This is a genomic window from Acinetobacter sp. MYb10 (assembly GCF_002980175.2).
Classification (GTDB): domain Bacteria; phylum Pseudomonadota; class Gammaproteobacteria; order Pseudomonadales; family Moraxellaceae; genus Acinetobacter; species Acinetobacter guillouiae.
The window spans coordinates 4,489,506-4,515,671 of sequence record NZ_CP058272.1; the positions used below are offsets into that span (position 1 = coordinate 4,489,506).

Annotated in this window: 22 protein-coding genes and 1 riboswitch; of the genes, 18 read left to right on the top strand and 4 right to left on the bottom strand. The window is 40.3% G+C overall.

Annotation, left to right across the window (positions count from 1 at the left end):
* Positions 1–210 precede the first annotated feature (210 nt).
* The 8 genes from CQZ96_RS20835 to CQZ96_RS20870 all read left to right on the top strand — a co-directional run bounded on the left by CQZ96_RS20835 (position 211) and on the right by CQZ96_RS20870 (position 7,280).
* Positions 211–1,770, top strand: a complete 1,560-nt coding sequence (locus CQZ96_RS20835; RefSeq protein WP_105714072.1) for a 4-hydroxyphenylacetate 3-hydroxylase N-terminal domain-containing protein — start codon at positions 211–213, stop codon at positions 1,768–1,770.
* Between the two features lie 33 nt (positions 1,771–1,803).
* A complete protein-coding gene (locus CQZ96_RS20840; RefSeq protein ID WP_105714073.1) occupies positions 1,804–2,346 on the top strand; it encodes a flavin reductase family protein in 543 nt (180 codons plus the stop codon).
* A gap of 19 nt (positions 2,347–2,365) precedes the next feature.
* Entirely contained in the window at positions 2,366–3,298 is a 933-nt protein-coding gene (locus CQZ96_RS20845; protein WP_105714074.1) for a VOC family protein, read from the top strand.
* A gap of 8 nt (positions 3,299–3,306) precedes the next feature.
* Positions 3,307–4,038, top strand: a complete 732-nt coding sequence (locus tag CQZ96_RS20850) for a dimethylmenaquinone methyltransferase (protein WP_105714075.1) — start codon at positions 3,307–3,309, stop codon at positions 4,036–4,038.
* Positions 4,035–4,481 carry a cupin domain-containing protein gene (locus CQZ96_RS20855; protein WP_105714076.1) on the top strand — a complete coding sequence of 149 codons (447 nt, stop codon included), beginning with the start codon at positions 4,035–4,037 and terminating at the stop codon, positions 4,479–4,481. Before CQZ96_RS20850 ends, CQZ96_RS20855 begins: the two co-directional genes overlap by 4 nt.
* Positions 4,478–6,064 carry an aldehyde dehydrogenase family protein gene (locus CQZ96_RS20860; RefSeq protein ID WP_105714077.1) on the top strand — a complete coding sequence of 529 codons (1,587 nt, stop codon included), beginning with the start codon at positions 4,478–4,480 and terminating at the stop codon, positions 6,062–6,064. The genes CQZ96_RS20855 and CQZ96_RS20860 overlap by 4 nt, the downstream gene beginning before the upstream one ends.
* A gap of 60 nt (positions 6,065–6,124) precedes the next feature.
* The gene (locus CQZ96_RS20865; RefSeq protein ID WP_105714078.1) at positions 6,125–6,511 is read left to right on the top strand and encodes a RidA family protein; all 387 of its coding nucleotides are present in this window, start codon (positions 6,125–6,127) and stop codon (positions 6,509–6,511) included.
* Between the two features lie 67 nt (positions 6,512–6,578).
* A complete protein-coding gene (locus CQZ96_RS20870; RefSeq protein ID WP_105714079.1) occupies positions 6,579–7,280 on the top strand; it encodes a fumarylacetoacetate hydrolase family protein in 702 nt (233 codons plus the stop codon).
* A 117-nt stretch (positions 7,281–7,397) separates the two neighbouring features.
* On the opposite strand, the gene CQZ96_RS20875 is transcribed toward CQZ96_RS20870, so the two are convergent.
* Positions 7,398–8,237 (bottom strand): hypothetical protein, encoded by an 840-nt coding sequence (locus tag CQZ96_RS20875; protein ID WP_105714080.1) that lies wholly within the window; start codon positions 8,235–8,237, stop codon positions 7,398–7,400.
* A gap of 180 nt (positions 8,238–8,417) precedes the next feature.
* On the opposite strand from CQZ96_RS20875, the gene CQZ96_RS20880 reads away from it, so the two are divergent.
* Positions 8,418–9,359, top strand: a complete 942-nt coding sequence (locus tag CQZ96_RS20880; RefSeq protein WP_171287935.1) for a LysR substrate-binding domain-containing protein — start codon at positions 8,418–8,420, stop codon at positions 9,357–9,359.
* Between the two features lie 189 nt (positions 9,360–9,548).
* Here CQZ96_RS20880 and CQZ96_RS20885 read toward each other — a convergent pair whose 3' ends face one another.
* The gene (locus CQZ96_RS20885; RefSeq protein WP_105714082.1) at positions 9,549–10,631 is read right to left on the bottom strand and encodes a class I SAM-dependent methyltransferase; all 1,083 of its coding nucleotides are present in this window, start codon (positions 10,629–10,631) and stop codon (positions 9,549–9,551) included.
* A gap of 172 nt (positions 10,632–10,803) precedes the next feature.
* On the opposite strand from CQZ96_RS20885, the gene CQZ96_RS20890 reads away from it, so the two are divergent.
* Both CQZ96_RS20890 and CQZ96_RS20895 read left to right on the top strand, forming a co-directional pair.
* The gene (locus tag CQZ96_RS20890) at positions 10,804–11,772 is read left to right on the top strand and encodes a helix-turn-helix domain-containing protein (protein WP_105714083.1); all 969 of its coding nucleotides are present in this window, start codon (positions 10,804–10,806) and stop codon (positions 11,770–11,772) included.
* A gap of 15 nt (positions 11,773–11,787) precedes the next feature.
* On the top strand, positions 11,788–12,624 hold the full coding sequence (locus CQZ96_RS20895) for a class I SAM-dependent methyltransferase (protein WP_004724692.1): 837 nt from the start codon (positions 11,788–11,790) through the stop codon (positions 12,622–12,624).
* Positions 12,625–12,754: 130 nt separating this feature from the next.
* On the opposite strand, the gene CQZ96_RS20900 is transcribed toward CQZ96_RS20895, so the two are convergent.
* Complete coding sequence (locus CQZ96_RS20900) at positions 12,755–13,573, bottom strand: sulfite exporter TauE/SafE family protein (RefSeq protein WP_105714084.1); 819 nt, start codon at positions 13,571–13,573, stop codon at positions 12,755–12,757.
* A gap of 96 nt (positions 13,574–13,669) precedes the next feature.
* Here CQZ96_RS20900 and CQZ96_RS20905 point away from each other — a divergent pair, with 96 nt between their 5' ends.
* The 3 genes from CQZ96_RS20905 to CQZ96_RS20915 all read left to right on the top strand — a co-directional run bounded on the left by CQZ96_RS20905 (position 13,670) and on the right by CQZ96_RS20915 (position 18,540).
* Positions 13,670–14,449 carry an AraC family transcriptional regulator gene (locus CQZ96_RS20905; protein ID WP_004724689.1) on the top strand — a complete coding sequence of 260 codons (780 nt, stop codon included), beginning with the start codon at positions 13,670–13,672 and terminating at the stop codon, positions 14,447–14,449.
* 213 nt (positions 14,450–14,662) lie between these two features.
* Positions 14,663–16,765: a TonB-dependent siderophore receptor gene (locus tag CQZ96_RS20910; RefSeq protein WP_105714085.1), complete on the top strand. Its 2,103-nt coding sequence runs from the start codon at positions 14,663–14,665 to the stop codon at positions 16,763–16,765.
* A 386-nt stretch (positions 16,766–17,151) separates the two neighbouring features.
* The gene (locus CQZ96_RS20915; RefSeq protein WP_105714086.1) at positions 17,152–18,540 is read left to right on the top strand and encodes a methylenetetrahydrofolate reductase C-terminal domain-containing protein; all 1,389 of its coding nucleotides are present in this window, start codon (positions 17,152–17,154) and stop codon (positions 18,538–18,540) included.
* A gap of 22 nt (positions 18,541–18,562) precedes the next feature.
* Here CQZ96_RS20915 and CQZ96_RS20920 read toward each other — a convergent pair whose 3' ends face one another.
* Entirely contained in the window at positions 18,563–19,225 is a 663-nt protein-coding gene (locus CQZ96_RS20920) for an epoxyqueuosine reductase QueH (protein WP_081401080.1), read from the bottom strand.
* Positions 19,226–19,544: 319 nt separating this feature from the next.
* Here CQZ96_RS20920 and CQZ96_RS20925 point away from each other — a divergent pair, with 319 nt between their 5' ends.
* The 4 genes from CQZ96_RS20925 (at position 19,545) to uca (ending at position 26,116) form a co-directional block, all read left to right on the top strand.
* A complete protein-coding gene (locus tag CQZ96_RS20925; protein WP_004724679.1) occupies positions 19,545–20,459 on the top strand; it encodes a LysR family transcriptional regulator in 915 nt (304 codons plus the stop codon).
* A 481-nt stretch (positions 20,460–20,940) separates the two neighbouring features.
* A riboswitch (guanidine-I (ykkC/yxkD leader) is annotated at positions 20,941–21,042 on the top strand.
* A 30-nt stretch (positions 21,043–21,072) separates the two neighbouring features.
* Positions 21,073–21,828 (top strand): urea amidolyase associated protein UAAP1, encoded by a 756-nt coding sequence (locus CQZ96_RS20930; RefSeq protein WP_004822762.1) that lies wholly within the window; start codon positions 21,073–21,075, stop codon positions 21,826–21,828.
* Positions 21,829–21,839: 11 nt separating this feature from the next.
* A complete protein-coding gene (locus CQZ96_RS20935) occupies positions 21,840–22,508 on the top strand; it encodes an urea amidolyase associated protein UAAP2 (protein WP_105714087.1) in 669 nt (222 codons plus the stop codon).
* Positions 22,509–22,510: 2 nt separating this feature from the next.
* Positions 22,511–26,116 carry an urea carboxylase gene (uca, locus tag CQZ96_RS20940; protein ID WP_105714088.1) on the top strand — a complete coding sequence of 1,202 codons (3,606 nt, stop codon included), beginning with the start codon at positions 22,511–22,513 and terminating at the stop codon, positions 26,114–26,116.
* Positions 26,117–26,166: the final 50 nt, after the last annotated feature.

Below are 26,166 nucleotides of genomic sequence, written 5' to 3' on the forward strand. Positions count from 1 at the left end.
CTTTTACTGAACTGATAGTCATAAGCACTCAAAAGCCATGTTGTTATGAACGTGGCTTTTTTTAATGCTTAAGCAGTTTTTATTCATAATAAAAAGGTTATATATGTGAGCTAAATACATGATTGGACGTATATAAATAACCTTGTTAACCTCATTTTATGCTTAAAGATTAAGCAATTATAAAATAAAGCGAATATAAGGATATGGGACATGAATAGTAAATTAGATACTGAAAGTGTTGCAGTGAATAAGGACTATATTCCATTTACAGGACAGGAGTATTTAGACAGTCTCAATGATGGGCGCGAAGTTTGGATTTATGGTGAACGGGTAGAAAATATTACCGAGCATCCCGCATTTCGTAATTCAGCACGTATGATTGCCAGAATGTATGATGCCTTACATGCACCTGAAACCAAAGATATTTTAACCACACCAACAGAGTGGGGTGGTTTTACTCACCGCTTTTTCCGTGTTGCCCATAATGTCGAAGAGCAAGTGGCTTCTCGTGATGCAATTGCGGCATGGCAACGTATTTCATGGGGATGGATGGGGCGGTCGCCTGATTATAAAGGCTGTTTTATTGGAACACTGGGGGTAAATGCAGCGTTTTATAAGGGCTTTGAAGAAAATGCGCGTCGTTGGTATCGAAAAGCACAAGAAAAAACTTGGTTTATTAATCATGCATTGATGAACCCACCTGTAGACCGTGGTCTTGGCGCAGACGCAGGTAAAGATGTCTTTATTCGAGTGGTCAAAGAGGATGAGCAAGGCATTTATGTGTCTGGTGCCAAAGTTGTTGCAACAGGCTCGGCTTTAACCCATTTTACATTTATTGCACATGTTGGGCAGGTGATGTTTCAAGATCCAGCATTTGCCCCAGTATTTATCGTGCCGACCAATGCGCCTGGGGTGAAACTACTTTGCCGTACTTCAAATGAGTATCGTGCAGCGGTACTTGGTAGCCCTTTTGATTATCCATTGTCAAGCCGCCTTGATGAAAATGATGCCATTCTGGTACTGGATAATGTCTTTATCCCATGGGAAGACGTCTTTATTTATAACAATTTACAACAAGCAAATGCTTATAACACCGAAGCAGGTTACTTAGAACGGGCATCTTTACATGGGTGTACGCGTTTTGCGGTCAAACTTGATTTTTTAGTCGGTACTTTAGCAAAAGCACTCGAAATTACAGGGGCAGACAAATTTCATGGTGTGATGTCCCAGATGGGCGAAGTGATTGCATGGCGTAACACTTTTTGGGCGCTGTCAGATGCGATGGCAAAAAGTGCTGAGCCATGGAATGGCATGATTCGTCCAGATCCGCATCATGCGGGGGCATATCGAGTCATCAGTCAATTGGCGATGCCAAAAATCAAAAATATCATTGAACAGGTTGTGGCAAGTGGTTTGATCTACCTTAATTCACATGTAGATGATTTTAAAAATCCACACATTCAGGGTTATCTCGCTACTTATCTTCGCGGATCAAATGGTAAGGATGCGATTGAACGAGTCAAAGTCATGAAAATGCTCTGGGATGCGATTGGTACTGAATTTGGTGCTCGGCATGAGCTGTATGAAATTAATTATCTTGGCAGTAATGATGTGACCCGTCAGACCAATCTGTTTGCTGCACAGTCTAGAGGGATGCTCGACTTTTGTAAGGATTTTGCCCAGAAAGCCATGGATGAATATGACCTCAATGGTTGGACGGTCCCCGATCTGATCAACCCAGATGATGTCAGTATCCTGAACAGAAAATAATTCAAACCACTGCTCAATATAAGGATATAGAAAATGACAGTTGCGAATTTACGGATAACAACACCGGGTGAAATGGTGAAGATCATGCAAGCAAACCAGACCAACGTGGATTTTACATCATATGAATTTCGCAATGCGATGGGGAAATTTGCAACAGGTGTGGTGGTGATTTCCTCATGCCATGATGGACAAATCCATGCCATGACAGCAAATGCGTTTATGTCAGGTTCACTGGAACCGGCCATGGTGCTGGTTTCCGTAGGCAATAGCGCAGCATCACATGAAAAAATCATCCTAGGCGAGCATTTTGGTATCAGTATTTTGCATGAAGATCAGATACAGGTGAGTAACCATTTTGCTGGGAAGCACGATAAACATTTTAAACCTGAATTTGAATATATCGCGGGTTTTCCTGTGATCAAAAATGCTGCTGTTCAGGTCGTGAGCAAACTACAGTTTAGCTATCCATGCGGCGATCATACCTTATTTGTTGGACTGGTCACGCATTTACAGCAACAACATGGGCTAAAACCACTGGTATTTCACAATGGGAAATACGCTCAGATTGCAGGCTGAAAGTAAAAGGAATTGAAATATGGTGAAACCCATTGAAATTGCTCAGGTGACGTATGCCGTACCAGATTTGGCTGTAATGGAAAAGTTTATGACTGACTTTGGTCTGACCTGTGTCAATAAAACCGATGAGGTGTTGTATATGCGGGGCAGTGGCGAGCAACACCATATACATGTGAGCTATCGTGCTGAAAAGCAGCATTTTATTGGTGCTTCCATAGAAGTGTCATGTCTACAAGACTTAAATGAATTGGCAAAACTTGAGGGTTCTTCAGCGGTACAAGCTTCTTCTGAACAAGGTGGCGGCTATGAAGTGGTGATGATCATGCCAGACGGTTTTCAAATCAAAGCCATTTGGGGGCGTGACAAACATGCAGATATCACAGAGCGTAAGGCTTTTGACTTAAACAATGCCACATCTAAACCACGTTTGAATGAATCTATACGGGTAAAGTGCAAACCCTGTCAGGCGATTAAACTTGGACATTTTGTACTGCATGTCAGTAATCATGATGCATCGGTGCAATGGCTTGAGCAACGCTTTGATTTACTTCCTTCAGACTATTTTGTACCGCCTGGTGAAGAAGGGCCGATTGTGGGAACGTTCCTGCGCTTCAATCAAGGTGCAGAAAAAGTAGATCATCACTCGATTTTGATTTTGCAGTCGGACTGGGTGGGTGTGCATCACTGTTCTTTTGAAGTTATTGATCTGGATGCGGTGATGACCGCACATGATTATCTTGTCACGCAAGGCTATCAACTGGATTGTGGTGTTGGACGGCATATGCTTGGCAGCCAGATTTTTGATTACTGGAAGGACCCCTTTGGTTTTAGGGTTGAGCACTATACAGATGGCGACATGCTTGATCAGCATGCACAGCCGATGAAATTCAACGGTACTGCAACTGAAACCACACAGTGGGGCATGGCACCAGAATTGGAATTTTCCCAGTAGGAGATCTCATGACATACATGTTAAAGGCTCCGACCCGCGAAAAACTGATGCGGGTGGGTACGGCAAATATTGCCAACGTTTTACTGAAGCACGGTTTTAATAACGTCATCATGCACGGTATTTCTCCAATCAGTACCACTCAGGAGCAATTGGTGGGACCTGCTTATACCTTGCGCTTTATTCCAGCACGTGAAGATTTGAGCAAGATGAGCAATTACAGTCGTGAAGACAATCTGCATCGTCGCGCCATTGAGGAATGTCCTAAAGGATCTGTACTGGTTATTGATGCATTTGGTTGTACTCGTGCTTCCAGTATGGGAGACATGATGGCAGCACGACTTAAATACCGAGGTGTTGCTGGTGTAGTCACCGATGGGGGATATCGTGATTCTCCCGCAATTTATGCGGCGGGTTTGCCTTGCTTTCAGAAGCACAATGCACCGCCAGCAACGCCGATTGCAATGCATCCGATCGCTTTGAATGAACCGATTGGATGTGCTGGTGTAGCGATCTATCCCGGTGATGTTGTGGTGGGGGATGGAGATGGTGTGGTGGTCATTCCACAGGCACTGGCTGATCAGGTTGCAAATGAAGCACTGGATGCTTGTGAATATGAAGCTTTTGCAGCGCTACATATTCGACAGGGAAGATCCATTTTTGGACTTTTTCCAGCCACAGCGGAAAGCCGTCTGGAATACAGTATCTGGAAATCTGAGCAAAAACAGGAGCAACAAGGATGAATATCAATGCTGAAACATTTAAAAGTTTGGAAGTGCTATTCAATACCACTGAACTCAGTGACGATGAATGGATTAATTTCCCTGAGTATGGGTTTCGTCAGTATTTCCTTTGGAAAAATGTAGACACTGGCGCGACGATTGCGTTGCTTGAATTCCAAAAAGGTGGCTGTATCCCGATCAAGCATACTCATGCATCCAATCAGTTTATGTTTTGCCTTGAGGGTGAGTACGAATATATAGATGTGGAATTGAAGCTGAAATCTGGCTGCTTTTATATGAACCCGAAAGACCATCCGCATGGCCCCACCTTAGCACATCAGTTTAGTCGGCTCATCGAGATTTATGATGGCCCGCATTATTACGAAAAGCCTGCATATCACACAGATGAAAGTATCGGTGATTTTGTAAAGAAAGAAAATCAAGAGAATAGGTTAGAACAATGATGAATATTGCACAAAAAAAATATGCAGAAGATGCACTGTTTGATACACAACAGGTGTTAAAAACTTTTGGTTTGGATCAACTGCATGCAGGTTCCTTTGGTGTAAAACAAGGATGGTCTACGCTAGAAGGGCGTGAACTCATTCATGCAATTTGTCCTGCTGATAATGAAACAGTGGGGCAAATTGCAGCATCTACAGCAGAAGATTATGAGGAAATTATACAGGCAGCAGTGGCGTATCAGAAAACATGGCGCATGGTTCCAGCACCGCGCCGTGGTGAATTGGTACAGCGTATTGGTCAATTGGTACAGGAAAACATGGAGGCGTTGGTAGGTATAGTTGCACTAGATACGGGTAAATCCGTAATGGAAGCCAAAGGTGAGCTCAAAGAAGTGGTCGAGATGGCAACCCTTGCGACAGGGCAATCCCGCATGATGTATGGCTTCACCTTACAGTCACAACGGGTGAAACACCGGATGTATGATCAGTGGTTACCACTGGGTGTGGTCGGGGTGATCAGCGCCTATAACTTCCCCGCAGCTGTTTGGGCGCAGAATGCTTTCCTTTCAGCTATTGGTGGCAATACGGTGATATGGAAACCCAGCCCAAAAGTGCCGCTGACCGCAATAGCTTTACAGAAATTGGCCAATCAAGCCATGCAGGAAATGAATTTGGAAGGGGTTTTTTCTTTGTTTATTCCAGCGGATAGCGCTGTAGCTGAATTGATGATCCGAGATCTACGTATCAACATGGTGTCATTTACAGGTTCTACAGGTGTAGGAAAAAAAGTCGCAAGTATTGTGAGTGAAACATTGGGGCGTAAATATATGCTCGAGTGCTCAGGTAATAATGGCTGTATTGTCGATGAAACGGCCGATTTACAACTTGCAGCGCGTGCCATTACTTTTGGGGCGATGGGAACCACAGGCCAGCGTTGTACCAGTACTCGTCGCCTGATTGTGCATCGCAGTGTCATGCATGAACTGATTGAATTGCTTAAACAGGCGTTTGACCAGATCCGTATTGGTGACCCACGTGAACAAGAGACCATCATCGGTCCACTGATTGATGCAGCTGCTGTAGCGCAATATCAGGCAACGATTCAGCGTGCTCAGGAACTTGGCGCTAAAGTGGTTTATGGTGGTCAGCGCATTGACCGTCCGGGGCTTTATGTTGAGGCATGTCTGATTATGGATGTCGAACCTGAATGGGACTGTGTACAGCATGAAACTTTTGCACCGATTGTATTTGTGATGCCATATGACGACCTTGAACAAGCCATTGCTATTCATAACAACGTTGCGCAGGGACTTGCTTCAGGTATTCACAGTTCAAACCTCAGCAATATCGAACTGTTCTTGTCGGCGGCAGGAAGTGATTGCGGTATTGTTCGGGTCAATATGGGAACAACCGGGGCAGATGTTGGCGCGGCATTTGGTGGTGAAAAGGAAACGGGTGGTGGACGTACCGCAGGATCAGACTCATGGAAAGGCTATGTGCGTCGCCAAAGCGTATGCATTAACTGGAGTCGTGAAAGTGCTTGGGATTCACACATTCATCTTTCATCAGAAAAAGTGGGCTAGGAATATTGAATTAAAAATATTGAGTTAGAAATATTGTGTCAGGAATATAAGGAAAACAACATGTTAAAAGAAAGGATTATTTCTCCAACAGTTAAAGAGCCAGCACCGGGCTTGTGGTCAAACTGCCTGAAAGTGGGCAATCAGGTATTTATATCTGGAATGACCGCACGGCAGCCAGATGGTGAAACCGTGCTGGGTGATGAATATGAACAGTCGCAAGTGATTTTTCAGAAAATTAAGGATTTAATTGAAGCCGCTGGAGGCACGATGAGCAATATTGTCAAAATGACCATCTTTGTCACCAATATCGCCAATAACACCGCCGTCTGGAAAGCCCGTAAGGAATTCTTTGAAGGCGATTTTCCGGCTTGTACGCTTGTGGAAGTAAAGGCACTGGCCAAAGCAGAAATCCTACTGGAAATTGAAGCGACTGCAATTCTGGGTTAATCCCTTGATTGGGGCAGTAACTGCTGCCCCGATGATTTTATAAATTAAAAAAATGAGGAATATCAGAATGTCAGTAGAAACACTTTTCCCAGTTAAAGCACCTGTCCTTATACCGATCGTCAATCAAGCCAAAAAATTTCCAGTGAACCGCATCTTTTGTATGGGACGCAACTATATGGCTCATGCTGCCGAGATGGGTGTCAGTGTAGATAAGTCTACACAATCACCTTTTTATTTTTTAAAAGATGCGGCAACTTATGTTGCATCTGGTAGTGAGATTCCTTACCCGCTTAAAACTCAAAATTATCACCATGAAATTGAACTGGTACTGGCGATAGGTAAATCTGGGGTAAATATTCAGGCTGATCAGGCTTTTGATCATATTTATGGTTATGCCTGTGGTCTGGATATGACACGTCGTGATGTACAGCTTATTGCACGTGATCAGGGCAAACCATGGGATTTGGGGAAAAATTTTGAACAATCTGCAGTGTTATCCGATATTGTTCCAGCTTCGGATGTAAACGTGGATGTAAATGCGGTAAATATTGAATTAAGGGTAAATGGTCAAACGACTCAGCATTCAAACACCCAGCATTTGATCTGGAATATTGCTGAGATGATTGAGGATCTCTCCACTTATTATACGTTGCAAGCAGGAGATTTGATTTTTACCGGTACGCCAGAAGGTGTCGGGCCTGTAGTGGTGGGAGATCTGCTAGAAGGTTCTATTGAGGGAATTGCAGAGATTAAGCTGCAAATTCGCTAAGATAAAAAATTCTTTAAGATAAAAATCCAGAATTTAGACGATGGATTCTGGTTTTTATTTGATTTGAATAGATAGGAATAATCAAGCCATCACCAATGGAATGACTTGATTATCGACTTAGAAAACGTAACGAGCGGCAATAAATGGAGCACTATGCAGCGCATTTCTATAGGGATCTTTTCGGTTATCAACCTGATACTTGTTACGGAAATATTCATAACCAAAACCAAGTTTTAGGCCGTCTTTAGCGCCAACATCGTACATATAGTTCATCTGAAATAGGGTTGCAGGTTTGGCATCCTCGTTAAAATAGCCCGGACCCGTACTGCCAATAAAGTCAACAAAGCCGTCGACAAAACCTTTGTCATGTAAGGGGAAACCAAAGTTGGCCCATAGTGCATAGGTTGGATCGAAATTGAACCGGCCACCAGCCAAATTGTTATTTGCACTTTCATAATACCAGTCTGCACCGACTTCAAAATAACCTTTGGGAACATTGAAATCCATGCTTAAACCCGCTCGGGCTTTAGTTGGGTTAGGTTCCATTGCTGAGTTTTTTAGCCCTTTATCTGCCCTTAAAGTCAGGTTGATATCACGGAGAAGCTTGTTTTCAATTTTATTGTCAAAAATTGAATTATAGGAAAAGTAACGGCGATAGAACGCATAGTATTCAGTCGCGCCACCATCACCATTTGCTTTAGGATCTTTGTCATTGGATAGAAAAATGTTAGCAACCAATACATTGCGCCCGAGCTGATCACCACTTAAATGAGTGAAGTTTAGAATGGTTTTGGATACCTGATCGGGGTTAGCAGGCTCTCGGTATTGATTACTCCATGAAACATTTACCTGATTACTTTGCCAGAACTCTGCATGGATGGTTAGACTGAAACAGCTTAGGGTCATGCCATATAAAATATGCTTGGCGATATTATGCTTTAAATATTGAAAATACATAGATACATCCTTGATCTTTATATCTGACTTTTAATTTTGACTGAATCTATTTATGCGTCTATTTATATTTAAAGATTGATTTATAATAAAATGGTTATGGTTTTAATTGGATTGTGAATAGAAATTATATATAGTGAGATTAATCTAAGATAAATGGATTTTATATTAGGGAATAATATTATGGCAAAGATCGACCATTATTTACGCTCAAACCTTAAATTAAGACATTTGCAATTATTGGTGACACTGGATGAAATGCGACATATCGGAAAGGTTGCAAATTATTTAAATGTTACTCAGCCTGCTATTTCAAAAACTTTGGCAGACTTTGAAGAAGGGTTAAATATCAAACTCTTTGATCGCACCACAAGAGGAATGTTACCGACAGAAGCAGGTGTATGTTTGGTGAAATATGCTAAAAAAATTCTAAATGAAATCGCTTCTGCTCGAGATGATCTGGTGGCAATCAGTGAAGGACGAGCCACTCGAATAGCGATAGGGTTGCTGCCAGCGGTTTCACTGTCTATTCTTCCGAACTTTATCGCAAGAGTGGAAAATGAAATGGTTTCCACAAGTATCAACGCACGAGAAGGTAGCTCAGACGTCTTGATTTCATTGCTTCGTACAGGTGAACTGGATGTCATGATTGGAAATCTGGCTGCTAAGCCACTGGGCATAGAATTTAGAACCAAGCATTTGTATAAAGATCCGATTGTGGTAGTGGTGAAAAAAGGGCATCCACTGGTGACCAAGCAGGATCTCACTTGGACAGATCTGTCAGAATTCCCAATGGTACTTCCACCTGAATTTGCCACCACTCGAATTGTGATCGAAGAATTCTTACTGTGTCATCAGGTCAATTTATCTAAACGTTATGTAGAGTCTTTATCTACACTGACCAATATCGGGGTGCTTTTGGCAACCGAATCGATTGGTTTTTTATCTTTTCAACTTGCCGATTATTTTAAAAAAGCCAATCTTGTAGATATTTTACCTTTGACGATGAAAAATATTTATATTGATATTGGCTTAGTTTGGTATACGGAAAGAACATTAACTCCATCGCAATTGAATATTATTTCAATGCTTGAGGATACTGTTTTTATCAGTAACTTAAAATAATATAAGTGCTCTATTTTATGAGTTAATTTAAATTATAAATCACATTATTTTTTAGTGTTTAATCATTCTACTATTCCAGAAAATATTTTCTTGATGATGACCTATTCAGATTCAGCGCAAGATAATAGGATGGAGTACAAGTTTCTTCGGCTTTATGAGATTAAAATTTTATCTGACGATTTTCATAACCTATTTCCGCGCAATCAGCACATCAACTGGGGCAACAGGAAATTGAACATTCTCGATCGTTTCAATGTGCTGACAACCCAGTTGTTTTAAGCTGCGATAAATATCGTCCTTTTGTGGAACGTAATTGCCTTGCATACGCATATTGAGATAATAGCTTTGAATGCCTGCATCATATTGAGATGGGTCAATTTCTGCATGACAACAAATCAATACGCCATTTGATGATAGAGCTGTAAGCAGTTTTTCTAAAATTAACGCGTAATCATCGACAAAATGTAGTACAGATGAGCACCAAATAATGTCGTATTGAGGGTGAGATTTTAAAGTTTGAAAGTCCAGAGTTTGAAAGTCTAAGCTTTGCAAGTCCGCAGCTAAATAATGTAAGCGTTGGTGTGCTGGATGGTTTGCTAAAGTGGGACGAATTGCCTCGATGACATGCGGAAGCTCTAAAAGAGTACATTCAAGTTGAGTAAACTTTTCAGCCAAATGCATTGCGATCCGTCCAGCGCCAGCACCGATATCAAGAAAATGTCTTGCTGTTTTAAATTCACGGACTACGTCAGAAAGCACATCTGCAATGTGAACTGTAACAGCGTTTTGTTCTTGGGCAATTTGTATTTGAGCCGCTTGTGCCCAAGCAGATCCGATTGTTTCTGGTGTTTGAGATTGGGCTTGGAAATCACGAGAGAAAGATACAGAAAGTTGTCCAGCAACAGACTGAATCACTTGCTGCCGATATAACAGAGCATCAGCACAATATTGATCTGATATCGGATCAAAGTAGTCTTTAAGTGCTGGTTTAATACGATAAAGCATAGCCTGTCTGGTTGGGTCAAACTGGGTATCTAACAGCTGTAAACTTGCCAAGAGCTGTAACAGATAATCGGTATTTTGAGGATGCAAAGCATGTTTCTTTGCTAGGACTGTGGCATCTACAAATTGAAATAATGATGCAAAGAGTTTATTTTCAATTGAAAAATCTAAGGCTTGCGCCTGTATTTGTGACAGGTAAATTTGCCAAATGGAATGTAAAGGATGAGGTTGAGTCAGTATTTGTACGGCTTGATTTAGAGAAAGATTCATTAAAAGCACCTTTTAAAATTACACAGGGAATGCCGATAACATTTGGTCTAGACATTCGATCCAAAGATACGATATGATGACTCAATAAATGAGAATGATTATTATTTCTTATATTAAAATTATAGAAAATAGTATGCGGAATGAAGTTTTCGGCTAGATGGAGTATTGAGTGATGACACAATTACATCATCGTGTACGGATTGATGTAGAGCGTTCGGTTCAAGAGATCTCTTCACAGCAACAACGTATTGGCTTGCCTGAAGATTTTGGTTATTGCTATGCAGACACTTTACAGATTGAAGCTGGCTTGCTGCTTAACCAATTACACTATTGTCCTCAATATGCATTAGAAGAAGAAACCCAAGCAACACACCCAAACCCCGTGATGGTATTGACCGTTGGATTACAAGGGTGCTCAAAATATCAGAGTAACAATACAGAACAGCTCAGTTTTAAAACTGACCATATCAGTATCAATACTTTTCCATCTATTGAAGGAATACGTCACTATCAAAAACAGCAGACGGTTTCTCAACTTCGCTTGATTATGACTTCGGAATTTTTGAGTAAATATTTAAGTTCACAACAGCTCAAGACATTATTTTTCCCAAACCATATCCATCCAATCGCTTTTCAGCCTGTTTCAATGACCACTAAAGTCCATGCTTGCGCATTGGCACATTCACTATTACAACGCAACAACCAACCAAAACATAGCTTACAACAACATATTCATGCACTGAGTTTGTTATCAGAACATTTGCCGTTAATTGTGCCTGATGAATCAACAGTCTCACCTGCAAACTTGAGTATGCAGGATGTGCAAAATTTGGAAAAAGCCAAAGCGTTAATGATCAATCAAGTAGATCAAGCATTGACGATGCAGTATATCGCCAGTGTGATCGGTATGAATGTATATAAATTTAAAGCCTGTTTTATCAAGCTGTATGGGGTCAATCCGACTGAATATTTATTGCAGTTGAGGATGCGAAAAGCCCATAGCTTACTTGAGTCAGGTTTACACGTGACTCAAGTGGCCTGGCAGGTGGGATATCAATATCCCAATAATTTTACAGTTGCGTTTACTCGTTTTTATGGAAAATCACCCAAAGCATTATTTGCAAAAAATAAATCTAAATGACATGAGGAATACGTAATGAAAAAAATATCGCTTAACTTACAGGATGACATTGCCGACACGCTATTGATTACCTTATATGCCAAATCCGTTGAAACGCAGAAAAAAAATCCTTTAATTAATGACCAAACAGCCTGTGAGTTGGTGGAAAAAATTGATTATGATTTTTCAAAATATAAAAACAAGAAGGCCACGTCTGTTGGTGTTGCATTGCGTTCAACACATTTTGATCAGAAGGTTAAAGACTTCATTCAACTTCATAATTATCTTCGTAATCAGCCAATTATTGTATTTGTCGGTTGTGGTTTAGATACCCGTATACAACGTATTGGTAAAAGTGCTGAATATGCTGAATTTTATCAGTTGGATATTGCAGAAGTCATTGAGCAACGTCAGCAACTAATACCAGCGCAAAAAAATGAACACTTCATCGCAACTTCAATGTTATCGACCACTTGGATGGATCAATTAAAAGAGACGCATCCCAATGGTCATTTTATGTTTGTGATCGAAGGGGTATTGATGTACTTCAATCAAGCACAAAATCAACAGGTGTTAACAGCTTTGGCAGAGCGGTTTTCTGGTGCTGAACTGCATTTTGATATGCTTAATGCTTGGATGAGTACCAAGTCTGCTTTACACGATACTGTGAGTAAAACCAAAGCCACATTTAAGTTTGGCTTAGATGATGAAAAAGAAATCGAAACATGGCATCCCAAACTTAAACATGTACAGACCTATTTGTTTAATCAATTTAAAGGTTGGCGTCGAATGGGGCTAGTGTTAACGACACTGATGTCAATTGTTCCAAAACTGAAAACTTCTTCACGTATTGTCATGTTTAAAATTAACTAGCCTATAAAAAAACATCGATCCAGTCATATATCAAATATAAAAAATATTAGCATTAAAATGATATATGGCTTGGTTTTCAGTTGGGTTTTTATCACAGATAAGCTCCAAGTCGTTAAGTTGCTAGTCTCCGTTATTGAAATAAAATACTAATTAAAACCAGTATGAGTAATAGAATATAACCACGCTCATGCATTTGATTAGACAATTTTCCAGTCCATTGTATTGCCAATTTCATGCCTAAAAAGCCGCCTATAATCAAAGCAATTAAAGCGGGATAGTAAAAATAACCAACAAAATGTGCGCCTAGATGTTGTGGTTGGATAATTTGCCCAAGGATCAAGGTGATACAACCTGCAATAGCAACAGGCATACTTAAGGGATTGGCAAGGGCAACCGCTGAAGACATATCCAAACCACAGCGACGGAATAGGGGAACAGTCATCACACTGCCACCGACACCCAACGCTGATGCAATCCCGCCGATAAAGATGCCGCCTAGACCTTGTTCTGTTTTGGTGAGTAATCTTATTGCTTGTGGATTTGAATGCGGCTGTTTGAATTGACGAATCAGACAATCAAAAATTGTTATACACAAATAGAGCGCAAAAGACCATTTTAATACATGTGATGAAATATTCAGGGTGAGTAAAGTGCCTAAAATTGCGCCAGCAGCAATCCAATACGCGATTGGGAAGAGGTACTGCTTGTGTATTTTTCGTTGTTTATATTGCTGATAAGTTGCCAAACCAGAGTTGATCACCATCAATAATAATGAGCTTGCAACCGCACTTTTAAAAGCTAAATCATAGGCGGTAGAATGAATTGGATATTGCATACGAATTGTCGAATAAACCAATGGAACAACAACAAAGCCACCGGCAAAACCAAATAATATGGTGAGTATGCCACTGACAAATCCTGCAACCAATAAAATAAGATAGAGTTCCATACACAGAGATCTTTCAAAATAAATACCAGTTTAAGGATTTCTCGATCGGTAAAATTTGTTATATTCCGCATTTAATTACTCAAATCAGACACGGATATGAAACAAATCTCGATTCATAGTGTTGAGCATTTAAAACATAAAATGATTGCGATAGAAACGCAGTACGCTAAGTATTATGTGTTGAAGATGCACAGCCATAAACGAGCACAATTACTCTATGCTGCTCAGGGTGTGATGCATGTAGAAACACCACAAGGAAACTGGATCATTCCTCCTGAAAGGGCGGTTTGGATTCCACCGCAAGTTCCGCATCAATTGACTTTGTTTAATGTTAAAACCTGTAGTTTGTATATTCTTCCTGAATACGTCCCGAGGCAGATTGGATGTTGCGAAGTGCTGTCAATTTCGCCTTTGCTTCGACAATTACTTTTAAAAGCACCAGCGTTAAATGAACCACTTTCTAGACATGATGAGCTGATTCAAGAATTGATTTTAACTGAGCTGGGAATTTCCGAAAAAATTGAACTGCATTTACCTTTGCCAGAAAATAAAGCCATTTTAGAAATTTGCCGAAAGTTCTTAAAGCAGCCAAATATTCATTTATCACCTGAAGAAATTGCGACACAACTTTATATCAGTGAGCGGCATTTTAGTCGGCTGTTTAAAAGTGAAGTCGGGGTGTCTTTTTCAAAATGGCGACAACATGCTTGTGTACTGTTAAGTCTGGAAAAATTAATCCAAAATCAGCCAATACAGCACATTGCTTATGATTTTGGCTTTAAAAATCCGGCTGCATTCACCACCATGTTTCATCGAGTTCTAGGTTTAAGCCCAACTCAATATATGAGTCATCTGCAAAATAAAACATCTAAATAAACACTATTATTAATTTTTGACCGATCGTTATAAAAGAATAAGCCTAACTTATCAATGATGTGATTGAGACAGTCGAATCATTAGAAAAATCATGTTTTATTTAAAGCGTGTTTCTTTTCAAACTTATATCATCAAAAGGAAAGCGTAAAAAGTAGTGATAAATATAAATGAAAATGATTATAATTATGCTTCAAGTTTTTAGGTCATTGTTTAATGCAATTTAATAAATCCTCCCTCGCATTTTCAGTTTTTGCCATCATGCTATCCACCGCTCATGCTGAGTCAGAATCAGATATAACGCAAAATGCTGTAACCAATAAATTGCCAACGATTACCGTACAAGCAGACAGTGATAAAAAAGCCTATGCAGCAAAAACAGCAAGTGCGGTATTGCGATCTAAAGCGCCTTTATTTGAAACAGCTCAGTCGATTAGTGCGATCACCAATCAGCAAATTGAACAAAAGCAAGCAAAAACAGTAGCCGAAGCTTTAGAAGGTGTGGCAGGTGTGACCTCTGGTCAATATGGACGAAGAGGCTGGGATGATTTTATTATTCGTGGACAAATATCCAGTTCACAAACTTATATTGATGGGTTGCGTATTCAAGCATCAGATAATGTTTTAAGAGCGGAAGATATTTCTGGCTTAGAGTCTATTGAAGTGGTCAAAGGCCCAACCTCAGTTGGTTTTGGTTTGGCGCTGCCAGGCGGTTTAGTCAATTTAACCACCAAACGGCCACAAGCAGAAACCGCTTATAAAGGCACATTAAGTTATGGAAGCTATGGTTTAAAAGAGGGTACATTTGACCTGAACTACGCACCTGATAATCGTGCAAAAGGGGCTTTTCGTATTGTAGGACGGATCTCTGATCAAGATGACCCAACTGACCATGTCTATTTTAAAAACCAATATATTGCTCCATCATACAATTTTGATTTAGGCGATAAAGATGATTTATCTGTCATTGCCAGCTATCAACATCGTGAATACATCCGTCAACAGGGCATTCCTTATAGCAAAGGCAATTATAAAAAATATCCTTCAAGTCTATTCTTTGGCGAACCTGATCATGGTTATGACGTCGATGTTTATCGTCTTGGTGCAAATTATGCACACTACTTTGATAATGCTTGGGTTTTTAAACAGAATTTTGCGGTCACCAAAACTAATACCCAAGGCAATCCGATATTGGCATCGGGTACAAATACGCTGCCAACCATTAAACGCGCGGTGAATAATCAAGACAAACAAGATACTAACTATACCTTGGACAATAACTTACAACGTAATTTTGATTTTGGAAAGATCAACTATGATGTGATGGTCGGTGTTGATATGATGCGAGAGCGCAGTGATTATTATCGTAGAACTGATACCATCAATTCTTTTAATGCCGACCGTCCAGTTTATGGGATCACCAGTACCAAACTGGGGGCACCAACGCAACAACTAACCTATAGCCAATATACTGGTTTATATCTACGCAATACACTTAAAGTAGATGATCACTGGATTATCGGATTGTCTGGTCGACATGATTGGACTCAGGTTGAAATTGACGATGTATTAAAAAATAGCAGCAGCAAAAACTCAGACAATGCATTTACGGGCAGTGGATCGGTGATGTATCGTATCAACGATATGTTTGCACCATATATCAGTTATTCGACCTCGTTTATGCCTGTAACAGATGCCGGTGAAAATGGTCAATTGCTGAATCCTGAAGAGGGTAAACAGGCCGAAGTTGGGGTCAAGTTACAAGCACTGGATCAGCGTCTACAAGGCTATATTGCCTATTATGATCTGACCCGTAAAAATGTAACTGAAGCAGATATTTCTGGAAACTTTTCAATCCAAACAGGCGAACAAGTCACCAAAGGTTTTGAAGCAGAAATTGCTGCGGCATTAACCGATCAATGGAATGCCACAGCAACCTATAGCTATATCCCAACAGCAAAAGTCACTGAAAGTGTGATTGCCAGTGATATTGGCAAACGTACCAATCATGTACCTAAAAATGCCAGTTCGTTATCTACCCAGTACTATTTTAGCCCAGATAAATTAGGTTGGAATATTGGTGCGGGGATTCGTTATCAAGGTTCTCGAACAGCACAACGTAGTACAGATTTTGTCTACTTACCAAGTTATGCCTTATTTGATGTAAATGCGGGTTATGAAGCCAAAAATTGGGGTGCGGGTTTAACGATTAAAAACTTATTTGATAGAGAGTATCTGGCAGGGACCACACCAAATGCACAATTGGTTAATTGGGGGGATCCAATGATGGTTCGTCTGAATGTGAAATTTAAATATTAACAGCTGTTCGCTTTAGATATTATTATTTTCGCTATTTGAATTTAATGCTAAGGCGGAAGCTTTATGGGTATTGGAGATGACAATACCCATTTTTTTCAGTATAAAAAAGTTGGAATTAAAGATACTCAGATTTATTAAAATATTGGCTAATCGAGCGAAAACCTTAAGACATTCAGTTTAGAACAACACTATGGCTAATTTCTACCATCGTGATAAAAATCATTGATGCTATAGAGAAGTGATTAAAAAGCTTAAATTAAGATGCAGTGAATGATGTCGATTATGCAGAGATCTGCTTGAAAAGCATTTTATGATTACAGCAATTCGTTTTAAAACATTCTATAATTCAGGCCTATTTATTTTGCTGTATTTATCTAAATTTTTTTATGTCTCAGCTTTCCCAATACTTTGCTCAAAACCAATTTTGTTGTTTGGTGGAATATTTGCCTTCAAAGCAAGAGGTATTGCCTGTAGCAACACAACTGGCGGGCTTTCCTGTATGTATGACTTTGTCAGATCGAGTACGTTCAGATGAAGATATTGCACCATTAATCGCCGCACAATCTTATCCACAGCAGATTGAAAAAGTATTGCACTATGCAGGTAAAGGCCGAGATATTCATGATTTCAATCTGTTTTTAACGCAAGCCAAACAACACGGACAGCAAAATTTATTGTTACTGACTGGCGATAAGTTAAAACAACATCATGATGGACAAGGTAGCCACGCTCGAACACGCTATTTAGAATCGGTGAATGCGGTCATCGCTGCCAAACAACAGGGCGGCTTTCATATTGGCGTTGCTTTGAATCCGTTTAAATATAGCCAAGCAGAAAAACAAGCGCAGTATTTAAAATTACATAAAAAACTACAAGCCGGCGCTGATTATATTATTACCCAGTTGGGCTTTGACCTCGTGGCACTTAAACAAGCGCATGAGTTTTTAATTGAAGAAAACTATACGCAAAAAATTCTTGCTTGTGTGATGCCGCTGACTTTAGCACGAGCGAAATTTATGCTGAAACATAACGTTGCAGGTATTGTGATTACACCACATATGCTTGAAGTGTTGGCTCAAGAACATGATTCTGATCAAACTGAAAATACTTATTTACGTTGTGCTTTGCAAATTTTGATTTGTCAGCATATTGGTTATGCTGGTGTGCATCTTTCTGCGTGCCATAAAGCCGATGAGCAAGCGATTTTAACTAGTTATATTGAACAGTATCGACATCTTGATCTTAAACAATGTGAACAATTATGGACTCAATTATGGCAGCTTAAAACGGGCAATGAATTACGCCCAGCTGCTGTAGAAAAGTTTAAGCTGAGTAATTTGCATCAGAAAGTGAAATATCAATTTTTAGATACCATTCACAGTACCATGTTTAATTCCAGTTTGGTCAAAGGGCTGGGTGCTTATATTTTTAGTGCGAATTTTTGGAATAAAGCCCTTGCAGCAAAATTACTATTACAAGCGGAATATTTGAGTAAGCACTTTATTGTCGGGTGTGAGAGCTGTGGTCAGTGTCGGCTGGCTGAAACCTTATACATTTGCCCTGAAACTTGCCCTAAAGGTCTGGCAAATGGTCCATGCGGTGGCACACATTTAGACCGTTGTGAATTTGGGGATCGAGAGTGTATACACTCTATCAAAGCTCGATTGGCTGAAGAGGTCGATCAAATTCAGATATTAAAAAAACAGCTGATTCCAACTGTACCGATAGAAGTACGTGGAACCAGCTCTTGGAAAAACTGGTATGTGAAGCAGTGATAAAGGGACGAGTTTGAATAAATTAATTTTCCTCGTCCATCGCATTGGTATAAAACTTTTCACCTAATTTGATTCGGTCACGACCGTTTTTCATACGCCAGCGATTGGTATCTCGCAGTGAATAAACACAGCCACAGTATTCTTGTTGGTAAAATTCTTCACGTTTGCTGATCTCGATCATACGATGTGCACCGCCACTTTTACGCCAGTTATAATCCCAATATTCAATTTGTGGGTAATGTGCGGCAGCTCGGATTCCACAGCCGTTAATTTGTTGCATATCTTTCCAACGCGATATGCCCAATGAGCTGCTGATTAAACTAAATCCATGTTCGTGTGCGTAGAGTGCGGTTCTCTCAAAACGCATATCGAAACACATGGTACAGCGGATGCCTTTTTCAGGCTCATTTTCCATACCTTTGGCACGTTCAAACCAATTGTCTGTATCGTAGTCACAGTCAATAAATGGAATATTATGCTTCTCAGCAAAGCGAATATTTTCTTCTTTGCGAATTAAATATTCTTTGACTGGATGAATATTTGGATTATAGAAAAAAATTGAAAAGTCGATGCCTGATTCAATTAAGGTTTCCATGACTTCACCTGAGCAAGGCGCGCAACATGAATGCAGCAACAATTTGTCGTGGCCTTGGGGGAGTGTGAGCTTTTGGCGTTCCAGAGTCATGTTAAACAATATAAAAAATGAATAATCTTCTATTCTAGAAGTTTTAACGTCTTGTGGTGCTTAAATTCACTGAAATGTTTTCAGTCTAAGCTGAAAGTTTTTAAGGATGATATTTTAAATCACCAGATTTAGTTCATTCAAAAATGGAGTGATTTAATTGTATGGATGAGTAAGAGCATCTTCAATATTTTGCGTATCATTTAAAAATGAATAAAAATAACAAAATTAAAATTGAAGTGAAAATAATTAAACATAAACATCATCAATCCGTTATGCTATAGCCAGATCACCTTTAACATATTAATTTGGTAATGACGGAATGTTAGAACTTCGACATCTAAAAACACTTACTGCTTTACGTGAACATGGTTCATTGGTTGCAGCAGCAGGAGATTTGTGTTTAACGCCTTCTGCTTTATCACACCAGCTTCGAGAGTTAGATCAATGGTTTGGTGTCGAAGTGGTGAATCGCCGCTCACGCCCTGTGAGTTTTTCTAATGTTGGTCAACGATTACTGAAACTTGCTGATGATATTTTGCCACAAGTGCAAATTGCCCAGTCTGATATTACCCGTATTGTGCATGGGCAAACGGGACGAATCGTTTTCTCTTCTGAATGCCACAGTTGTTTTGATTGGCTTATGCCATTGCTGAATCAGTATCGTCAGCAATACCCAGATGTAGATTTGGATTTTGCCTCAGGATTTGAAGCCAATCCGCATGAGTTATTACAAACCGGTGAATTTGATTTGTTAATTACAGCAGATCCAATTGCGCTAAAAGGGGTAGAGTATTTTCCAATTTTTGAATATGAATCGCGATTGGTGCTCTCAATCACGCATCCTTTAGCACGAATGAAAGAAATTACGGTGCAAGAGTTGGCGGAAGAAACCTTGGTGACCTATCCAGTGGATAAGCATCGGCTGGATATCATGTCGAGATTATTTATTCCTGCCAATATTCAGCCAAAACATATTCGCACCACAGACTTAACCCAAATGTTGATTCAACTTGTGGCAAGTGGTCATGGTATCGCAGCACTGCCTGATTGGGTGGTTAATGAATATGAGCAAAAGGGCTGGGTGGTTTCTCGCCGTTTAGATTGTGTTGCGCCTGAAGGTTTACGTCGAACCTTATATGCAGGTTATCGTGTAGAAGAAAAAGAAAAAGATTATTTTGATGGCTTTCTTAAGCAATTGGATAAATTCTCGAAAAAAAGAGCAACGTATTACTAAAATGCATTATTAATGAGTCATCCTGTAGCACCTGCTTGCTGAGTACGATGAATCATTTTAACACGCGCTGACTCAGGCTGGTTTTGGCCTAAATGAGCGCGTGTTTTTTATCGGGTGTTTTCGCTATATCCCTGAATTATCTTCTTAAGCAGAATATGAGCAAAACAAAGCTTGGCTTTGTTTGCAGCGTAAGGTTTGCCATGCCCTAAGTCAACCTATCGACGAGCCTAAATATTTTTTGTGCTGCGCTGTTTCGATGACAGGTTTCTTTTAGAAAAGGATTTTATTAGAGATGGCTTTTAATTAGAGATCGTTTTATTTAGAACGGATTTTTATTTAGCACATCGCCATTTTTTAGCTCATTAATAACTCATTTTTGCTTTCTATGTCCTGAAATGCACTCTTATCGCACAAAATTAGTATTACTAAAACATAAAAACGTAATACTTAATTGGCACATCCTTTGCATCAAATAAAATTATAAAAAGTGATCTAGGGTTCCGATACTTGTCTAAAAGAGTATGTCTGGACCGAGAGTTCGCGGTTCGAAAGAACTACACGGAGGGATAAAAGCCCGGGAGGAAGTCAATAAACTATCCGAACAGGAGTGGCTATGCATACGACAAATTATCATGATCAACAGGTCATTTGGTCTGAAAAATTACCCGGTGGGCATCACTGGTCAGGTCGCATTCCCAAAGGAAGCGTACTTCAATTTAAAGCTTTATCTGCCGATGCCAATGTCTCTTTATTTTGTGTGAATGCCCATGATCGACTTGAGCGTTTTAATATGCCTGATAGTTTAAAAGGGCAACATACTGCTTTTTTAACCCAAGGTCATGTGTTGTATTCCGATTTGGGGCGGGTTATGGCCTCAATTATTTATGATGATCATGGCTGGAATGACGCTTTGTGTGGTCCAAGTCGTCCAGAACAAATCCAAGCTACTTTTGGAATAAAGACATTCCAAGATGCCCGAAATCAAATGATTCAAAATGGTCTAGATGGTTTGCTGATTGAAATGAGCAAATATTCACTTGGGCAAATCGACCTCAGCGCAACAGTGAATTTATTTTCAAAAGTGACCCCAGATGATGCGGGTGCATTGTCTTATATTGGCTCAGACAATACTGGGCAAATCATTGAACTGCGTTTTGAAATGGATTGTTTTGTATTCTTATCGGCTGCACCGCATGGTTTAGATCATTCAGCGCAATATGCCCCCGCTGATATAGAAATGGGTCTTTTTACCGCATTGCCCTTAACAGAAAACGATATTTGTCGAGACTCATGTCCGCAAAATCAACGTGCATTTGACAATAACCAGCGTTATTACGCGCTGAGTTCATCTAGTAACACACGCATTTAAGGACAATCATCATGAGCATTTTAACTTCAATCGAAAAGCCTATTTTAGATCAAGCCTTGTTAAATGAAGTTTGTCCTGCGGGTGAAGCATGGATGGGCGAAGTAAAAAAAGGCCAATATTTCCGTATTGTTGATTTAGAAGGCAATCAAGCCGTCGATACCTTATTTATCTCAGCAGAAAACCCAGCAGAACGTTATAGCGCAACAGATACTTTGGCCATTAATCAGCATGTTTACCTTGAAAAAGGGACAACCTTATACAGTAATTTAGGCCGCCCAATTGCAGTGATTGTCGATGATAACTGCGGTCGTCATGACACCTTAGGCGGTGCTTGTTCATGTGAAAGTAATACGGTTCGCTATGCACATGACACCTATCCAATGCACAGTTGTCGTAATAATTTTATGTATGCATTAGCCAAGCATCCGATTGCACAAAAACATCAGTTAAACGTTCGGCACATCGGCCCAAATATTAATTTCTTTATGAATGTGCCTGTCAGCTCGGACGGCCATTTAACCTTTGCTGATGGTATTTCTGCTGCTGGAAAATATGTGGAAATTCAAGCAGAGATGGATTTGATCGTACTGATTTCAAATTGCCCGCAATTAAATAACCCATGTAATGGCTATAACCCAACGAAAATTCAATTGCTGATACACAATGGTATGGGAGCATAAATATGTTTAAAAAAGTTCTTATTGCCAATCGTGGTGCAATCGCTTGTCGTGTGATTCGTACACTAAAAAAACTTGGCATCGCTTCCGTTGCTGTTTATTCAGAAGCTGATCAGGATTCTTTACATGTGACTTTAGCCGACGAGGCATTTTGTATTGGTGCTGCACCAGCACAACAAAGTTATTTAAATATTGAAAAAATTCTACAAATTGCCAAGCAAACTGGCGCTGAAGCAATCCATCCGGGTTATGGTTTTTTGTCTGAAAACGCAGAGTTTTGTGACCTATGTGAAAATCAGGGCATTGCCTTTATTGGCCCAACCTCAAGCCAAATGCTGGACTTTGGTCTAAAACATACGGCCCGCGAACTGGCGATTAAAAGCCAAGTACCACTGTTGCCGGGAAGTTCTTTGCTTTCAGGCGAACCAGAAGCAATCACCGAAGCTGCACGTATTGGCTATCCTGTGATGTTAAAAAGTACTGCGGGTGGTGGTGGTATCGGTATGCGTTTGGTTTGGGATGAAGCGGAACTCAAAGACGCTTATCAAACCGTTTCGTATTTGGCCCAATCCAACTTTAAAGATGCAGGCTTGTACTTAGAAAAATTTGTGCAGCATGCTCGACATATTGAAGTACAAATTTTTGGTGATGGAAAAGGGCTAGTGCTGGCTTTAGGAGAACGAGATTGTTCTGTACAACGACGTAATCAAAAAGTCATAGAAGAAACACCCGCACCGCATTTAACCGATGAGCAACGTGACTATATTCAAACTGTCGCAATTCAACTTATGCAATCTGTGAATTATCGTTCAGCAGGTACGGTTGAGTTTGTGATGGATACTGAAACCGAGCAGTTCTATTTCTTAGAGGTGAATACCCGTCTGCAAGTTGAACATGGCGTGACGGAACAAGTCTATGCTGTAGATCTGGTTGAATGGATGGTGACTTTGGCCAGTGGCGATTGGTCAGCACCCACTGAAAAATTAGCGTCAAAAGGACATTCGATTCAAGTGCGTTTATATGCGGAAGATCCGATTAAACAATTTCAACCCAGCGCAGGCTTACTGACCTATGTGCAATTTGATCAAAATGCACGGGTCGAAACATGGGTTGAAACTGGTTCAAATGTATCTTCATTTTATGATCCCATGCTTGCCAAAATCATTGTGACGGCGTCTGATCGAGGTGCAGCAATTCAAGCCATGCTATCTAGTCTGGCAGATACACAGATTGCAGGAATCGAAACCAATCTGGAATACCTACAAAATATTATTGCGGGTGAGGTGTTTAATTCAGGGACACAAACCACACGCTTCTTAAATAGCTTTGTATGGAAAACCCAAAAAATTGAGGTTTTACAATCGGGTATTCAAACCGCAATTCAGGATATTACTGGTCGTTTAGGGTACTGGGATGTGGGTGTTCCACCATCGGGTGCAATTGATCCTTTAAGTTTAAATGTCGCCAACCAACTTTTAGGCAATCCTTATAATACTTCTGGATTGGAATGTACCTTACAAGGGCCAAGTTTAAAGTTTCATTGTGATAGTCAAATTGTGATTACTGGTGGCGACATGCCATCTAAACTGGATGGCGTACTGGTTCCAATGTGGCAAACCGTAAATGTTAAAAAAGGTCAGGTGTTAAAGTGTGGAACAATGAGCACTGGATGCCGAAGCTATATTGGGATCAAAGGTGGTTTCCATGTTCCCGAATATTTAGGATCAAAAGCAACTTTTACACTGGGACAGTTTGGTGGGCATGCAGGGCGTAATTTATTAATAGGGGATATGCTTGCGATTACTGAATATTCATCTGATCAAAGCAAAAGTTTAGCCGCAGATCAAATCCCTAAATTTGCGCGTCATTGGGAAATTGCGGTGATGTATGGTCCGCATGGCGCACCAGATTTCTTTACCAAAAACGATATTGATAGATTCTTTAACAATCAGTTTGAGATTCACTATAATTCCAGTCGTACCGGTATTCGTTTAATTGGCCCAAAACCTGAGTGGGCACGTGAAGATGGCGGTGAAGCAGGTCTACATCCGTCAAATATTCATGACAATGCTTATGCAATTGGTGCGATTGATTTTACAGGCGACATGCCGATCATCTTAGGGCCTGATGGTCCAAGCTTAGGTGGCTTCGTTTGTCCAGCAGTGGTGATTCATTCTGAACTTTGGAAAATTGGTCAACTTAAAGCAGGTGATAAAGTTAAATTTATTCCTGTCAGTTATGCGCAAGCAAAAGTCTTGGATCACACATATCATCAAAGCCTTATCGCTTCTGACACAGATGAAGTGAATTTTAATCCTGTATTCCACGCGGAAAATGACACATTAGAAAATGCTGTTTTAGCCACACGCGTAGGACAAGCACATTTACCGAGTGTGACTTACCGACCTGCGGGGAATAGCTATTTATTAGTTGAATATGGTGATCTGGTTTTAGACTTGAATCTACGGTTCCGTATTCATGCTTTGATGCAATGGGTAAAAGAGCAGAATATCCATGGAATTATTGATCTGACTCCGGGGATTCGTTCATTACAAATTCATTTTGATTCAATTCAAATCGATCAACTTGAGCTATTGGAAAAACTTCAACGAGCGGAAGCGGAACTACCCGATATTCACAATATGCAAGTGCCTTCACGGACCGTGTATTTACCACTGGCATGGGAAGATTCACAAACCCAATTGGCGACTGAGCGCTATACACAAATCGTCCGTCCTGATGCGCCGTGGTGCCCTGATAATATTGAGTTTATTCGTCGTATCAATGGCCTAGCATCAAAGCAAGCGGTAAAAGATGTGGTCTATAGTGCCAATTATCTGGTCATGGGATTGGGTGATGTTTATTTAGGTGCACCCGTTGCCACACCACTTGATCCGCGTCAGCGTTTGGTCACAACAAAATATAACCCTGCAAGAACTTGGACACCAGAAAATGCTGTTGGTATCGGTGGGGCATATATGTGTGTTTATGGTATGGAAGGTCCCGGGGGCTATCAATTTGTGGGACGTACCACACAAATGTGGAGCCGTTATCGTAAAAATGCCAATTTTGAAGCTGACAAGCCGTGGTTATTACGCTTCTTTGATCAGGTTAAATTCTATGAGGTTTCAGAAGCAGAATTGCTACAAATGCGTGAAGATTTTAAAGCAGGGCGTTTGCAACTGCGTATTGAAGAGGGTGTGCTTAATCTTAAAGAATACAATGATTTCCTTGCTGCAAATCAGGACAGTATTCATACTTTTAAACAAACGCAACAAGCCAACTTTGAAGCAGAGCGCCGTCGTTGGCATGCCGCAGGTTTACAAGAATATGTATCAGAAGGTTTAGATACTGTAGATGATGGTGAAGCGGTCAGTATTCCTGAAGGTGGTTGTGCAGTTGAATCACATATGCCCGGTTCGATTTGGAAAATCGAATGTGCTTCTGGAGATATTGTTGAAGAAGGTGCAACCCTTGCGGTGATTGAAGCGATGAAAATTGAAATTCCCATTCTTGCACCTGAACGGATGAAGGTGGAAGCCATCACCATTGAAAAAGGTCAGACGGTTAAGACTGGACAGGTGTTGTTTACCTTGGCACCTGTAGCCTGATAAAAATCAACAAAGGAGCGTCAGTCATGATGCTCCTTTTCTGTTTTAAA

Excerpts from the sequence above, each read along its gene's own strand:
- CQZ96_RS20835 (WP_105714072.1), top strand. The coding sequence starts at position 211 with ATGAATAGTAAATTAGATACTGAAAGTGTTGCAGTGAATAAGGACTAT.
- CQZ96_RS20840 (WP_105714073.1), top strand. The coding sequence starts at position 1,804 with ATGACAGTTGCGAATTTACGGATAACAACACCGGGTGAAATGGTGAAG.
- CQZ96_RS20845 (WP_105714074.1), top strand. The coding sequence starts at position 2,366 with ATGGTGAAACCCATTGAAATTGCTCAGGTGACGTATGCCGTACCAGAT.
- CQZ96_RS20850 (WP_105714075.1), top strand. The coding sequence starts at position 3,307 with ATGACATACATGTTAAAGGCTCCGACCCGCGAAAAACTGATGCGGGTG.
- CQZ96_RS20855 (WP_105714076.1), top strand. The coding sequence starts at position 4,035 with ATGAATATCAATGCTGAAACATTTAAAAGTTTGGAAGTGCTATTCAAT.
- CQZ96_RS20860 (WP_105714077.1), top strand. The coding sequence starts at position 4,478 with ATGATGAATATTGCACAAAAAAAATATGCAGAAGATGCACTGTTTGAT.
- CQZ96_RS20865 (WP_105714078.1), top strand. The coding sequence starts at position 6,125 with ATGTTAAAAGAAAGGATTATTTCTCCAACAGTTAAAGAGCCAGCACCG.
- CQZ96_RS20870 (WP_105714079.1), top strand. The coding sequence starts at position 6,579 with ATGTCAGTAGAAACACTTTTCCCAGTTAAAGCACCTGTCCTTATACCG.
- CQZ96_RS20875 (WP_105714080.1), bottom strand. The coding sequence starts at position 8,237 with ATGTATTTTCAATATTTAAAGCATAATATCGCCAAGCATATTTTATAT.
- CQZ96_RS20880 (WP_171287935.1), top strand. The coding sequence starts at position 8,418 with ATGGCAAAGATCGACCATTATTTACGCTCAAACCTTAAATTAAGACAT.
- CQZ96_RS20885 (WP_105714082.1), bottom strand. The coding sequence starts at position 10,631 with ATGAATCTTTCTCTAAATCAAGCCGTACAAATACTGACTCAACCTCAT.
- CQZ96_RS20890 (WP_105714083.1), top strand. The coding sequence starts at position 10,804 with ATGACACAATTACATCATCGTGTACGGATTGATGTAGAGCGTTCGGTT.
- CQZ96_RS20895 (WP_004724692.1), top strand. The coding sequence starts at position 11,788 with ATGAAAAAAATATCGCTTAACTTACAGGATGACATTGCCGACACGCTA.
- CQZ96_RS20900 (WP_105714084.1), bottom strand. The coding sequence starts at position 13,573 with ATGGAACTCTATCTTATTTTATTGGTTGCAGGATTTGTCAGTGGCATA.
- CQZ96_RS20905 (WP_004724689.1), top strand. The coding sequence starts at position 13,670 with ATGAAACAAATCTCGATTCATAGTGTTGAGCATTTAAAACATAAAATG.
- CQZ96_RS20910 (WP_105714085.1), top strand. The coding sequence starts at position 14,663 with ATGCAATTTAATAAATCCTCCCTCGCATTTTCAGTTTTTGCCATCATG.
- CQZ96_RS20915 (WP_105714086.1), top strand. The coding sequence starts at position 17,152 with ATGTCTCAGCTTTCCCAATACTTTGCTCAAAACCAATTTTGTTGTTTG.
- CQZ96_RS20920 (WP_081401080.1), bottom strand. The coding sequence starts at position 19,225 with ATGACTCTGGAACGCCAAAAGCTCACACTCCCCCAAGGCCACGACAAA.
- CQZ96_RS20925 (WP_004724679.1), top strand. The coding sequence starts at position 19,545 with ATGTTAGAACTTCGACATCTAAAAACACTTACTGCTTTACGTGAACAT.
- CQZ96_RS20930 (WP_004822762.1), top strand. The coding sequence starts at position 21,073 with ATGCATACGACAAATTATCATGATCAACAGGTCATTTGGTCTGAAAAA.
- CQZ96_RS20935 (WP_105714087.1), top strand. The coding sequence starts at position 21,840 with ATGAGCATTTTAACTTCAATCGAAAAGCCTATTTTAGATCAAGCCTTG.
- uca (WP_105714088.1), top strand. The coding sequence starts at position 22,511 with ATGTTTAAAAAAGTTCTTATTGCCAATCGTGGTGCAATCGCTTGTCGT.